Source organism: Serratia sp. CY84636 (assembly GCF_052166245.1).
In the GTDB taxonomy this organism is placed as follows: domain Bacteria; phylum Pseudomonadota; class Gammaproteobacteria; order Enterobacterales; family Enterobacteriaceae; genus Serratia; species Serratia nevei.
On sequence record NZ_JBJNOX010000007.1, the window covers coordinates 234,133 to 246,221 of the forward strand.

General features: G+C 57.2%; 12 protein-coding genes and 1 pseudogene. 9 read left to right on the forward strand and 4 right to left on the reverse strand.

Annotation, left to right across the window (positions count from 1 at the left end; genetic code table 11):
- Positions 1-10: 10 nt before the first annotated feature.
- Complete coding sequence (gene dnaN / locus ACJ8QI_RS20015) at positions 11-1,111, reverse strand: DNA polymerase III subunit beta (RefSeq protein ID WP_004933892.1); 1,101 nt, start codon at positions 1,109-1,111, stop codon at positions 11-13.
- A 4-nt stretch (positions 1,112-1,115) separates the two neighbouring features.
- Positions 1,116-2,510, reverse strand: coding sequence for a chromosomal replication initiator protein DnaA (gene dnaA / locus ACJ8QI_RS20020; protein WP_004933889.1), 1,395 nt, complete (start codon positions 2,508-2,510; stop codon positions 1,116-1,118).
- A 682-nt stretch (positions 2,511-3,192) separates the two neighbouring features.
- Here dnaA and rpmH point away from each other — a divergent pair.
- The 6 genes from rpmH to ACJ8QI_RS20050 all read left to right on the forward strand — a co-directional run bounded on the left by rpmH (position 3,193) and on the right by ACJ8QI_RS20050 (position 7,980).
- A complete protein-coding gene (rpmH, locus tag ACJ8QI_RS20025) occupies positions 3,193-3,333 on the forward strand; it encodes a 50S ribosomal protein L34 (protein ID WP_000831330.1) in 141 nt (46 codons plus the stop codon).
- Between the two features lie 17 nt (positions 3,334-3,350).
- A complete protein-coding gene (gene rnpA / locus ACJ8QI_RS20030) occupies positions 3,351-3,710 on the forward strand; it encodes a ribonuclease P protein component (RefSeq protein ID WP_004933883.1) in 360 nt (119 codons plus the stop codon).
- Positions 3,674-3,931, forward strand: a complete 258-nt coding sequence (yidD, locus tag ACJ8QI_RS20035) for a membrane protein insertion efficiency factor YidD (protein WP_004933881.1) — start codon at positions 3,674-3,676, stop codon at positions 3,929-3,931. The genes rnpA and yidD overlap by 37 nt, the downstream gene beginning before the upstream one ends.
- Positions 3,932-3,933: 2 nt before the next feature.
- Positions 3,934-5,571 (forward strand): membrane protein insertase YidC, encoded by a 1,638-nt coding sequence (yidC, locus tag ACJ8QI_RS20040; protein WP_049200579.1) that lies wholly within the window; start codon positions 3,934-3,936, stop codon positions 5,569-5,571.
- 96 nt (positions 5,572-5,667) lie between these two features.
- Positions 5,668-7,032, forward strand: a complete 1,365-nt coding sequence (gene mnmE / locus ACJ8QI_RS20045; protein ID WP_038876016.1) for a tRNA uridine-5-carboxymethylaminomethyl(34) synthesis GTPase MnmE — start codon at positions 5,668-5,670, stop codon at positions 7,030-7,032.
- 147 nt (positions 7,033-7,179) lie between these two features.
- Positions 7,180-7,980 (forward strand): MBL fold metallo-hydrolase, encoded by an 801-nt coding sequence (locus ACJ8QI_RS20050; RefSeq protein WP_442532980.1) that lies wholly within the window; start codon positions 7,180-7,182, stop codon positions 7,978-7,980.
- Positions 7,981-7,990: 10 nt separating this feature from the next.
- Here ACJ8QI_RS20050 and ACJ8QI_RS20055 read toward each other — a convergent pair whose 3' ends face one another.
- Together ACJ8QI_RS20055 and ACJ8QI_RS20060 are read right to left on the reverse strand one after the other, a co-directional pair.
- Positions 7,991-9,109, reverse strand: coding sequence for a hypothetical protein (locus ACJ8QI_RS20055; RefSeq protein WP_060424364.1), 1,119 nt, complete (start codon positions 9,107-9,109; stop codon positions 7,991-7,993).
- Positions 9,110-9,167: 58 nt separating this feature from the next.
- Positions 9,168-10,061, reverse strand: coding sequence for a hypothetical protein (locus tag ACJ8QI_RS20060; RefSeq protein WP_102985063.1), 894 nt, complete (start codon positions 10,059-10,061; stop codon positions 9,168-9,170).
- Positions 10,062-10,254: 193 nt separating this feature from the next.
- Here ACJ8QI_RS20060 and ACJ8QI_RS20065 point away from each other — a divergent pair.
- From ACJ8QI_RS20065 to ACJ8QI_RS20075, 3 genes and pseudogenes are all read left to right on the forward strand, one after another.
- Positions 10,255-10,356 (forward strand): annotated as a pseudogene (locus ACJ8QI_RS20065).
- 248 nt (positions 10,357-10,604) lie between these two features.
- Positions 10,605-11,330: a 4'-phosphopantetheinyl transferase family protein gene (locus ACJ8QI_RS20070; RefSeq protein WP_060457229.1), complete on the forward strand. Its 726-nt coding sequence runs from the start codon at positions 10,605-10,607 to the stop codon at positions 11,328-11,330.
- A 161-nt stretch (positions 11,331-11,491) separates the two neighbouring features.
- Entirely contained in the window at positions 11,492-12,058 is a 567-nt protein-coding gene (locus ACJ8QI_RS20075) for an NADPH-dependent FMN reductase (protein WP_025304752.1), read from the forward strand.
- The last annotated feature ends 31 nt before the right edge of the window (positions 12,059-12,089 follow it).

Genomic DNA, 12,089 nt, shown 5'->3' on the forward strand with positions numbered 1-12,089 from the left:
GGTAACGAGACTACAACCGCATTGGCATGACAACGTAGGCCGCCGCCTGGCTGGCGCCGTCTTCGATCTGCACGCTGGAGACCGAGTCGGTCAACAGCAGGCGCACGTCTTCACACTTGAGCGCGTTCAACACGTCCAGCACGTAGCTGACGTTGAAGCCGATCTCCATCTCCGCGCCGTCGTAGCTGACGTCGAGGATCTCTTCCGCCTCTTCCTGCTCCGGGTTGTTGGCGGTGATCTTCAGCTGGTTCTGGCTGACGTACAGCCGCACGCCGCGGAATTTCTCGTTCGAGAGAATGGCCGCGCGCGCAAACGCCTGCTTGAGCAGATCGCAGCCGGCTTCCAGCGTTTTATCCGGGTTCTTCGGCAAGACGCGGCGATAGTCCGGGAAACGGCCGTCAACCAGCTTGGAGGTGAAGATGAAATCGCCGACGTGGGCGCGAATGTTGTTGCTGCCGATCTGCAGCTGCAGCAGCGAATCGCCGCCGTCCAGCAGACGCACCAGCTCCATCACCCCTTTACGCGGCACGATCACCGAATGCGACGGCAGCTGTTGGCCGATCGGCATCGAACACACCGCCAGGCGGTGGCCGTCGGTCGCGACGGTGCGCAGCTCTTCGCCTTCGGTTTCAAACAGCATGCCGTTCAGGTAGTAACGCACGTCCTGATGGGCCATCGAGAACTGGGTGGCTTCGATCAGGCGCTTCAGCGTCGCCTGCGGCAAGGTGAACTCCACCTCGCTCTGCCAGTCGTCCAGGTTCGGGAAGTCCGCCGCCGGCAGCGTGGACAGCGAGAAGCGGCTGCGGCCGGACCGCACCAGCATGCGTTCGCTCTCCAGCGTGACGGCGATCTCCGCCCCTTCCGGCAGGCCACGGCAGATATCAAAGAATTTACGCGCGGGCACGGTGGTCGCGCCCGGCTCGTGCGGTTGGGACAGGGCGACGCGCGCCACCATCTCCATCTCCAGATCGGTGCCGGTCAGCAGCAGGGAGCCTTCCGTCACCTGCAGCAGCAGGTTGCCCAGGATCGGCAAGGTCGGGCGGCCGCCCAGCGGGCTGCTCACCTGTTGCAGCGGTTTTAGCAGATGCTCACGTTCAACGATAAATTTCATAGCGCTATGAAGATAATGTTCTGATTAAATTGGAGAAATCTTCTTTGATGTCGTGACTTTCCTCACGCAGCTGCTCGATCTTCCGGCAGGCGTGCAACACCGTGGTATGGTCGCGGCCACCAAACGCATCGCCGATTTCCGGCAGGCTGTGGTTGGTGAGTTCCTTCGCCAGCGCCATCGCCATCTGGCGCGGGCGGGCAACGGATCGCGAACGCCGCTTGGACAGCAAATCCGCGACTTTAATCTTGTAATACTCCGCCACCGTCTTTTGAATATTGTCGATGGTGACCAGCTTTTCCTGCAGCGCCAGCAGATCGCGCAGCGCTTCGCGCACGAAATCGATGGTGATGGCCCGGCCGGTAAAGTTGGCGTTGGCGATCACGCGGTTCAGCGCCCCTTCGAGCTCACGCACGTTGGAACGCAGGCGCTTGGCGATGAAGAACGCCACTTCGCCCGGCAGGCGAATGTCGTTCTCGTCGGCCTTTTTCATCAGGATCGCCACACGGGTTTCCAGCTCCGGCGGCTCGATCGCCACCGTCAGCCCCCAGCCGAAGCGGGACTTCAAACGATCTTCCACCCCGTTGATCTCTTTAGGGTAGCGATCCGAGGTCAGGATGATCTGCTGATTGCCTTCCAACAGGGCGTTAAAGGTATGGAAGAACTCTTCCTGCGAACGCTCCTTGTTGGCGAAGAATTGGATGTCATCGATCAGCAAGGCGTCGACCGAACGGTAGTAGCGCTTAAACTCTTCGATGGCATTGTTCTGCAACGCTTTGACCATGTCCTGCACGAAGCGTTCCGAGTGCATGTAGACCACTTTGGCGTTGGCTTTGCGCGCCATGATGCCGTTGCCGACCGCGTGCAGCAGGTGAGTTTTACCCAGGCCGGTGCCGCCATACAGGAACAGCGGGTTGTAGGCGCCGCCCGGGTTGTCCGCCACCTGGCGAGCCGCCGCGCGCGCCAGCTGGTTGGACTTACCCTCGACGAAGTTGTCGAAGGTGTGCTTGGGGTTGACGTTGGAGCGGTAAGAGAGCTCGGGTTGCGCCGCCGCGTTGTCCCAGCTCGGGCGCGAAGGCGCGGCCGTGCGTGCCGCCGGGGCTGCGGGGGCGCTGCTGACGCTGGCGGTCACGGTCTGGCTGATCACCTGCGTGATCGGCTTGCTGCCGACTTCAAAACGCAGCAAAGGCGCATCCGTGCCGCAGAAATCATTCAGCAGACCATTGATGTTGTTTAAGTACTTATCGCGAACCCAATCCAGCACAAAACGGTTAGGCGCGTACAGCGCCAGGGTGTTGTCACTCAGTTCCGCCTGCAATGGGCGAATCCACATACTAAATTCTGTGGCAGGTAACTCATCCTGCAATCGGGCAAGACACTGCTGCCAAAGCGAAAGTGACACGGCGGACTCCACTCGAACAAGATCAATAAAGAAAAGAAACGGGCAACTTTTTTATAACTCATGATTTTTGACACATACCCGGCATCGGCTGTTTGCCTGTGGGGGATGCGAACCGCCTTTCACGGTTTGTGTCCCTCACGATCCCGGTATGAGGGATCGCGATCGGAATGACGGATCATAGCGCAATCCGCGCAAGAGATCCTCCCCTTCCTCACAGATTAGATCCATTTTATCCACAGGCCGCGGCCGGCGGCGATCTTTTCGCCGCTGGCGCCGAATGGCCGCGCAGATCCCGGCCGCTGCGCCGCGTTTTTTACATTGTCAACCGGTTATACCCTGTTATCCACGCCGGATCCTGCGATCGCGCGCAAAGGATCTCACGGGGATCCTTGCGATTTCACCCCGAGTCCGTATAATCTTCGCCCTACGTGTGATACCTGGTTCCTTATGGTGCGTCATTAGCCAGACAGGATTCTGCGGTGACCACGGGCCAAGACCGGATTTTGTTCCGTTATTGGCAGACAACCAGGTAGGCTGGCGCGATGCGAATTGACTCAGGACTGTACAATTATTACAATCCCGCTTCTTTATGTATTGCGATTGAGGCGTCGGTCATCTTCACGCCGAGTAGCCAAACGCGTTTACTGATCAGTAATTATTTTAAGTTTAGGTAGAAATCGCTATGAAACGCACTTTCCAACCGTCCGTATTGAAGCGCAACCGTAGCCACGGTTTCCGTGCTCGTATGGCCACCAAAAATGGTCGTCAAGTTCTGGCCCGCCGTCGTGCGAAAGGCCGTGCTCGTCTGACTGTTTCTAAGTAATAAAGCTAACCCGCTGAGTGGTTAAGCTCGCTTTTCCCAGGGAGTTACGTTTGTTAACTCCCACTCATTTCACTTTCGTCTTCCAGCAGCCACAACGGGCTGGCACGCCGCAAATCACCATCCTCGGCCGCCTGAACCAGCTGGGGCATCCCCGCATCGGTCTTACCGTCGCCAAAAAACACGTCAAACGCGCGCACGAGCGTAATCGGATCAAACGCCTAACCCGCGAAAGCTTCCGCCTGCGTCAGCACGAATTACCGGCGATGGATTTTGTCGTGGTGGCCAAAAAGGGGATAGCGGATTTGGATAACCGCGCGCTGACGGAAGCTTTGGATAAATTATGGCGTCGCCACTGTCGCCAGGCTCCCGCATCCTGATCGGGCTGGTGCGGGCCTATCAGCTCGTCATCAGTCCGCTGCTAGGGCCTCGTTGTCGCTTCCAGCCGACATGCTCTCATTACGCAATTGAGGCATTAAGCAGGTTTGGCATGATAAAAGGCAGTTGGTTAGCATTGAAACGCGTATTAAAATGCCACCCTTTGAACCCAGGTGGCGATGATCCGGTGCCGCCAAAAACCGACGATAACAGAGAACACTAACGATGGATTCGCAACGCAATCTTCTCCTCATCGCTCTGCTGTTCGTGTCTTTCATGATCTGGCAGGCATGGCAAACGGACAACGCTCCGCAGCCGGCCGCACAGACCACGCAACAGACTTCGAACGCAGTAGCCGGTGATGCCGCCAGCCAGGCCGTGCCAGCCAGTGGTCAGGGTAAGCTGATTACCGTGAACACCGACGTGCTGTCACTGACCATCAACACCCGTGGTGGCGATATCGAGCAGGCTAAACTGTTGGCCTACCCGGATACTCTGGGTTCATCGACTCCGTTCCAACTGCTGGAAACCACTCCGTCATTCGTCTATCAGGCGCAAAGCGGCCTGACCGGTAAAAACGGCCCGGACAACCCGGCCAACGGCGAACGCCCGCTGTATCAGGCGGCGCAGGACAGCTACACCCTGCCGGAAGGCCAGGACGAGCTGCGCATCCCGCTGACCTACACCGATAAAGACGGCGCGGTCTACACCAAGACCTTCGTGCTCAAACGCGATCACTATGCGGTCGGCGTGGATTACAGCATCGACAACAAAGGCGCGACGCCGCTGGAGCTGACCCTGTTCGGCCAGCTGAAGCAGACCACCGAATTGCCTAAGCACCGCGATACCGGCAGCAGCAACTTCGCGCTGCACACCTTCCGCGGCGCGGCGTACTCGTCCAGCGATGACAAGTACCAGAAATACGCATTCGACAAAGACGAAAACCTGAGCGTCACCACCAAAGACGGTTGGGTCGCCATGCTGCAACAGTACTTCGCCACCGCGTGGGTACCGGCGACCAAGGGTGACAACACCTTCTACACCGCCAAACCAGGCGACAACCTGTCCACCATCGGCTTCAAATCTACGCCGGTCGTGGTGCAGCCGGGCGCTCAGCAGCAGCTGAACGCGACCCTGTGGGTCGGCCCGGAGCTGCAGGACCAGATGGCCCAGCTGGCGCCGCACCTGGACCTGACCGTGGATTACGGTTGGCTGTGGTTCATCTCCCAGCCGCTGTTCAAACTGCTGAAGTTCATCCACGGCTTTATCGGTAACTGGGGCTTCTCCATCATCATCATCACCTTCATCGTGCGCGGCATCATGTACCCGCTGACCAAGGCGCAGTACACCTCGATGGCGAAAATGCGCATGCTGCAGCCGAAGCTGCAGGCGATGCGCGAGCGCATCGGCGATGACAAACAGCGCATGAGCCAAGAGATGATGGCGCTGTACAAGGCGGAGAAAGTGAACCCGCTCGGCGGCTGCCTGCCGCTGATCATTCAGATGCCGATCTTCCTGGCGCTGTACTACATGCTGATGGGTTCGGTCGAGCTGCGCCACGCGCCGTTCGCCCTGTGGATCCATGACCTGTCGGCGCAAGACCCGTACTACATCCTGCCAATCCTGATGGGCGTGACGATGTTCTTCATTCAGAAGATGTCGCCGACCACCGTGACTGACCCGATGCAGCAGAAAATCATGACCTTCATGCCGGTGATCTTCACAGTGTTCTTCCTGTGGTTCCCGTCCGGTCTGGTGCTGTACTACATCGTCAGTAACCTGGTGACCATCCTGCAGCAGCAGCTGATTTACCGTGGTCTGGAAAAACGCGGTCTGCACAGCCGCGACAAGAAAAAAAGCTAAGCGTATTGTAGGGGTTCGGCGCGCCGACCCTTGCAGTCACCCCAAAGGCGGTCATTAGACCGCCTTTTTGCATCTTAATCGTCAGAGAGAACCGTTATGAGCACCACCGATACCATCGTAGCCCAAGCCACCCCGCCGGGACGCGGCGGCGTCGGCATTCTGCGCATTTCCGGAAGCCAGGCCAAAGACGTCGCCCAGGCGTTGCTCGGCAAGCTGCCGAAGCCGCGCTACGCTGACTATCTGCCGTTCCGCGACGCCACGGGCGCCACCCTCGATCAGGGCATCGCGCTGTGGTTCCCGGGGCCGAACTCCTTTACCGGCGAAGACGTGCTGGAACTGCAGGGCCACGGCGGGCCGGTGATCCTCGATCTGTTGCTCAAGCGCGTGCTGGCGCTGCCCGATGTGCGCATCGCACGGCCCGGCGAGTTCTCCGAACGCGCGTTCCTCAATGACAAACTCGATTTGGCGCAGGCCGAAGCGATTGCCGATCTGATCGACGCCAGCTCCGAGCAGGCGGCACGTTCGGCGATGAACTCGCTGCAGGGCGCCTTCTCCACCCGCATCCACCAGCTCGTGGAAGCGCTCACTCACCTGCGAATCTACGTGGAAGCGGCGATCGACTTCCCCGACGAGGAAATCGACTTCCTGTCCGACGGTAAAATCGAGGCTCAGCTCAACGACGTGATGGCGGATCTGGACAGCGTGCGCGGCGAAGCGCGCCAGGGCAGCCTGCTGCGCGAAGGGATGAAGGTGGTGATCGCCGGGCGCCCCAACGCCGGTAAATCCAGCCTGCTCAATGCGTTAGCCGGGCGTGAGGCGGCGATCGTCACCGATATCGCCGGCACCACCCGCGACGTCCTGCGCGAACATATCCATATCGACGGCATGCCGCTGCACATCATCGACACCGCCGGCCTGCGCGACGCCAGCGACGAGGTTGAGCGTATCGGCATCGAACGTGCGTGGAACGAGATCGAACAGGCCGACAGAGTGCTGTTTATGGTTGACGGCACCACCACCGCCGCCACCGAGCCGGCGGAGATCTGGCCGGAGTTTATGGCGCGCCTGCCGGGCACGCTGCCGATCACCGTGGTGCGCAACAAGGCCGACATCACCGGTGAAACGCTGGGTCTGACGGAAGTGAACAACCACTCACTTATTCGCCTGTCGGCCCGCACCGGCGAAGGCGTCGATGTGCTGCGCGATCATCTGAAACAGAGCATGGGCTTCACCAGCAACATGGAAGGCGGTTTCCTGGCGCGCCGTCGCCACCTGCAGGCGCTGGAGCTGGCGGCACAGCACCTGGTGCAAGGCAAAGAACAGTTAGTGAGCGCTTACGCGGGCGAGCTGTTGGCCGAGGAGCTACGCCAGGCGCAGCTGGCCTTGAGTGAAATCACCGGCGAATTCACCTCCGACGACCTGCTGGGCCGCATCTTCTCCAGCTTCTGTATCGGTAAATAACGCCGCCAGACGCCTTCACGGCCGGGACAAACCCTTGTTCCGGCCGTTTTTCTTTCCCGCGCTCGCTCTGCGCGCCGGCTCACAGAGCCGCTACCGCCCTCCACGCTATACTGAAAAGTCAGGAATCTCTCTCAGGAACAAGTCAACATGGCATTGACCCTCAAGGTACTGCTGGAAAACCGCCGCGCCGCCGGCGCCGACCCATTATTGCAGGCCAAGGCCGGGCTAAGCCTGCTGATTGAAGATGAGACGACGTCCATACTGTTCGATACCGGCCCCGACGACAGCTTTCTGCGCAATGCGGCGCTGATGGGCGTCGATCTCTCCCGTATTACCGCAACAGTGCTCTCCCACGGCCACTATGACCACTGCGGCGGCGTCGCCTGGCTGCCGGACAACAGCCGCATCATCTGCCACCCGCAGGTCGGGGATGAACGCTATGCGGCGCTGAAGGTGCTGGGCCACACCCGCAAAATCAAAAAGCTCTCCTTGGATATCGACTACTCGCGCCACCGCATGCACTACAGCCGCGAACCGCTGGCGATCGGCGATCGCTTTATGTGGTCAGGCGAAATCGCGGTACCCGCCCCGCGCGCCTACGGGGTGATCGCCGGGGACAACGCGGCGGTGGATTACGTGATCGACGAAGGGGTGCTGATTTACAAATCGGATCGCGGTCTGGTGATCGTGACCGGCTGCGGGCACCGCGGGATCGTCAATATCGTGCGCCATTGCCAGAAAATCACCGGGATCGATCGGATCCACGCCCTGATCGGCGGTTTTCATCTGCGCTGCACTTCCCCGCGCACGCTCTGGCGCGTCCGCCGTTTTTTGCGGCAGCATCAGCCGGAAAAGATCATGGGCTGCCACTGTACCGGCGCCTGGGGCCGGCTCTGGCTGCCGGCAGGGATCTCACCGGCCACCGGCGATACGCTGATCCTGGATTAGACGTACCGCCTTACACAAATAGCGTCGCTATCACCGCGATGCCGCAGCACAGCACCGCTATTCCCACCATCTTTTGCCGGCCGTCGCCCCGCTGTAAAAAATACAGTGATGGGATGAAAAAGACGGTCATCACGATAACGGGTATCGACCAGCTCGAGATGATCTTGATAATACTCGGATTAATCGTGCCGATAAGCGTACAGACAATAATGTTCCCCGCGATAATTCCCTTTTTTCCCGCCATACCGAAGGACGTAATACCGTCGATTACACCAGTCAACGTGCCCATATAAGCACCACCGGTGAGCAAACACAGCAATAGGGCTGCGCCTAACCATGCCATCGAGTTGCCGGTCAAGCCGGCGGTATAAAACAGCGCATCCACATTACGGCCGTTAATGATCGAGATATCATCCAACGTCAGCAAGCGGCTGATAGCGATAACGATCATGGCGATAAACGCCAAGATCAGTATCTTGCCGAACAGAATACTGCGCGCCTGCGGCCGCACGGCGCTTTTCGCAAACCGCTGGATGCACGGGGTAAAGTTAAACGTAAAAAGAAAAATCGGCAGCAGCATCAACGTCTGCAATGAAATGCTCGGCGGCGCAGGCGCCAGCTGAGCCCCAGCAGGTTGTAACAGGAAAAACACCGTCAGGATCGCCACCATCACGATAGAAACCAGTGCCATTCTGGAGATCAGGTGCTCAATTCGCTGGCTAAACGCCAACCATGCAGCCGACAGCATCGCACTCAACAACAGCGAAATACCGCCCCGAATCCAGAATCCATCGTGGAGAAAAGACACGACAACGTTAACCAGAGTAATGAAATTTATCAGCACGATAATGATCATCGACAGAATAAACAGCACACAGACAATTGACGCCGCCCGCTCGCCGATAAACGTCGATGATGCCGCCAGGAAATCTTTCTCCGGGTGCGAAGTGATGAATTTGAAAAAAAGATAGTGCGCCATCATCGATACCGACATGGCGATAACGATAAACAGCGCGAACGCTTTCATCCCCAACACGCCCGGCCCCACAGCCTGGGGCAAAAAGAAAATCCCGGCGCCGAATGCCGTGGAGAAAAAGGTAACTGGCCAATACAGGTGTGAAATTTTCATGATGATGCTCGACCATCATGGCTATGCGGCAACGCATAGCCAACTGGCAAAAAAAATGTCATTCGAAACAGGATCTGCCGAAGAAGACCAGTAAGGAAGGCAAGGAGAAGTTATCGTAAAAAGTCGCGGCTGCACGATAGCCGTTAAGCACGTTAACGCGCGAACACAGCGGAAAAACGCCAATATGCGACGTGTAATTATCGAAGACTTTATTGGAGGAAATACGATACCGAATGGCCCTGAACGTCGCGGCATTTCCCGCCGCGCAGGTCGGTTTATTTTCCTTGATGATATCGAACCTATGCTCTCCCACCGTCATCTTCACATTGCCGTCTTGGCGCTGAAAATACGCCTCTTTATCCATACGGTTCTTAATATGGCGTTTAAAGCGATCCGCCATGTTTTTTTCACTGACATAAAATGTATTTATATCAATACCATGTCTTTGATTCGACGCCAGAATGTAGTCATTTATTTTTTCCGGAATAATATACGGCGATGTCGCTATCTTCCTGAATTCGTTAGCGCCGTCTATCTCGCTGCCATCGCTTTTTTCCATATAGAAATCATTTATTTCCATCAAGAAGTCAGGCTGAACATTGAGTTGTCGAATGGATTCGGCTATGTAGTCAATGCAGAATTGCGCTGATTTTTCCACTTCACTGCTGACAGAAAAACGATCGTCCAAATTAACCACGGTATGCCCACCGGAAATCAGCACCTTATCCGTCAAAAAAGACGATGCCAGCGCGATGAGCTCTTCGACGTTGTTATTTGAAACCTCATTATTGACCACCTCAATGATTCCATTCTGATCGGCTTTGTAGACGATAAAACGATCTTCGCCCTTCCAACCTTTTTTGCAGTTGCATTTATATTCTTTAAAAACAACACGTTCAGCTGTCTTATAAAATTCGGCGCTTTGCAGCGGCATTAACTCGAGATCTGGCATGCCCTTCTTCCCTATTCGTAGCCAATGACGCCAATTTTGTATAACAATAGCTAATGTAAATTTAGTGATCTGACTCTGATAATTAACAATCACCCACATAAATCATGGTTTTTTTGGCCTTGATCACATTTCCAAGTTCAGGTTATTTTAACCATTTTTATTTTGTGGTTTTATGTATCCAACAAAAGAATGCGGAGAGGTGGGCGAGTGGTTTAAGCCAGATTTAAGAAACTAACCGTTTCTTAAATCCACACGAGTCATCGTGTCGTAGGTTCGAATCCTGCTCTCTCCGCCAACTTTTTCTTATCTGATAGTTATTTTTATAGATTCATTAGACGCCGTCGATTCGAACGTGGTTGGTTTCGGTACTGATTAATTTTATGCGCTTATTCAGATCCGCACGCTCTTCTCCCTCCCCCGCCTATATAGCGCAAAAGCCAACAAATCGGATAAAACGCATAGTGTTTTTTGATGATAAATCCTCAACTTAGTCTTAATCTAACACCCCTGCGTTCTTAGCGACCCTCTGTCATGGAGTGAACAATGGCGTGTCATTTTGCCCGCTGGACCCCGGCCTCCGCTGTCCTGGATACCCAAAGACTCTCCGACGAAGTGATAGCCGCCACCCGCACCTTTTCCGTTAAACGCCGCACGCGCTACCTGCAAGGGCGCATTCTGCTCGCCGAAATGATGTTCTATCTGTACGGCCTGCCGACGCTGCCCCCCATCGCCACCACGCCGACCGGCCGCCCCTGTTTCGCCGATCATCAGTTGCCCGATTTCAGCCTCGCTTACGCCAGCAACACCGTGGGCGTGCTGCTCAGCGACGAGGGCAAAGTCGGACTGGATATCGAAGTGATGCGCGCGCGCGGCACCCGGCAAAGCGCGCTGCAACACGCGCATCAGACGCCGGCAGAAAGTGCCTGGATCGGCGCGCAGGACGATCGGCTGGAGGCAGAGACTCAGCTGTGGAGCATTCGGCAAAGCGTGCTGAAAATTTCCGGCCTCGGCAACAGCGGCCAGGCTACGCTGCGTCTGCATCCCTTCTCCGGCCACCTGCGCTCCAGCGCCACGCCGGACGTTCAGGTGATGAGCGACGCCGACGAATACCTGAGCTGGGCCTGCGCCGGCAGCCCCGGCCTGGACCGCCTGCTGTGCTGGCGCTACGAAGAGCGCCGCGGCCTGCACAAAGACGGGGAAATCTCGCCGCGCAGCCCGGCGGCATCCTCGCGCTTCGTTAAACTGACGGGCCTGAAGACGCCCGGTTAACGCAGCGCAAAGCGGATAACGCTGTCTTTACCGCACAAGTTGCTGGATTAAATTGTAAAGACAGCTAAATGTTGAGCAATCGCCTATTCTCGACCCGCGCTTTAGCCTACTATTCGCCCATGTTGTACGCTGAATCTGCTCATTCGAAAGGGAGAATCACCATGTCAGACCAAGCCTTGAAAATCGTCACTCTGCTCGGCAGCCTGCGCAAAGGCTCCTACAACGCCATGGTGGCCCGCGCCCTGCCTGGGCTGGCCCCACAGGGCGTCACCATTGAAGCGCTGCCTTCCATCCGCGATATCCCGCTGTACGACGCCGACATGCAACAGGGTGAAGGCTTCCCTGCCGCTGTCGAGGCGATCGCCGAACAGATCCGCCAGGCCGACGGCGTGATCATCGTCACCCCTGAATATAACTATTCCGTGCCCGGTGGGTTGAAGAACGCCATCGACTGGCTGTCTCGCTTGCCGAATCAGCCGCTGGCCGGCAAGCCGGTCGCCATTCAAACCAGCTCGATGGGGCCGATCGGCGGCGCGCGCTGCCAATACCATCTGCGCCAGATCCTGGTGTTCCTCGATGCGATGGTAATGAACAAGCCTGAGTTTATGGGCGGCGTGATCCAGAGCAAGGTCGATGAACAGGCCGGTGAACTGAGCGATCAGGGAACGCTGGATTTCCTGACCGGCCAGCTGTCCGCGTTCAGCGATTTTATTCGCCGCGTGGAGTGACCGTCTCGGGGGGCCCGCGGGGCACCGCAAC

What these genes read in the sequence shown, in the direction of transcription:
- ACJ8QI_RS20050 (WP_442532980.1), top strand. Translation starts at nt 7,180, where the DNA reads ATGGCATTGACCCTCAAGGTACTGCTGGAAAACCGCCGCGCCGCCGGC.
- rpmH (WP_000831330.1), top strand. Translation starts at nt 3,193, where the DNA reads ATGAAACGCACTTTCCAACCGTCCGTATTGAAGCGCAACCGTAGCCAC.
- ACJ8QI_RS20075 (WP_025304752.1), top strand. Translation starts at nt 11,492, where the DNA reads ATGTCAGACCAAGCCTTGAAAATCGTCACTCTGCTCGGCAGCCTGCGC.
- yidC (WP_049200579.1), top strand. Translation starts at nt 3,934, where the DNA reads ATGGATTCGCAACGCAATCTTCTCCTCATCGCTCTGCTGTTCGTGTCT.
- yidD (WP_004933881.1), top strand. Translation starts at nt 3,674, where the DNA reads ATGGCGTCGCCACTGTCGCCAGGCTCCCGCATCCTGATCGGGCTGGTG.
- ACJ8QI_RS20060 (WP_102985063.1), bottom strand. Translation starts at nt 10,061, where the DNA reads ATGCCAGATCTCGAGTTAATGCCGCTGCAAAGCGCCGAATTTTATAAG.
- ACJ8QI_RS20070 (WP_060457229.1), top strand. Translation starts at nt 10,605, where the DNA reads ATGGCGTGTCATTTTGCCCGCTGGACCCCGGCCTCCGCTGTCCTGGAT.
- ACJ8QI_RS20055 (WP_060424364.1), bottom strand. Translation starts at nt 9,109, where the DNA reads ATGAAAATTTCACACCTGTATTGGCCAGTTACCTTTTTCTCCACGGCA.
- dnaN (WP_004933892.1), bottom strand. Translation starts at nt 1,111, where the DNA reads ATGAAATTTATCGTTGAACGTGAGCATCTGCTAAAACCGCTGCAACAG.
- mnmE (WP_038876016.1), top strand. Translation starts at nt 5,668, where the DNA reads ATGAGCACCACCGATACCATCGTAGCCCAAGCCACCCCGCCGGGACGC.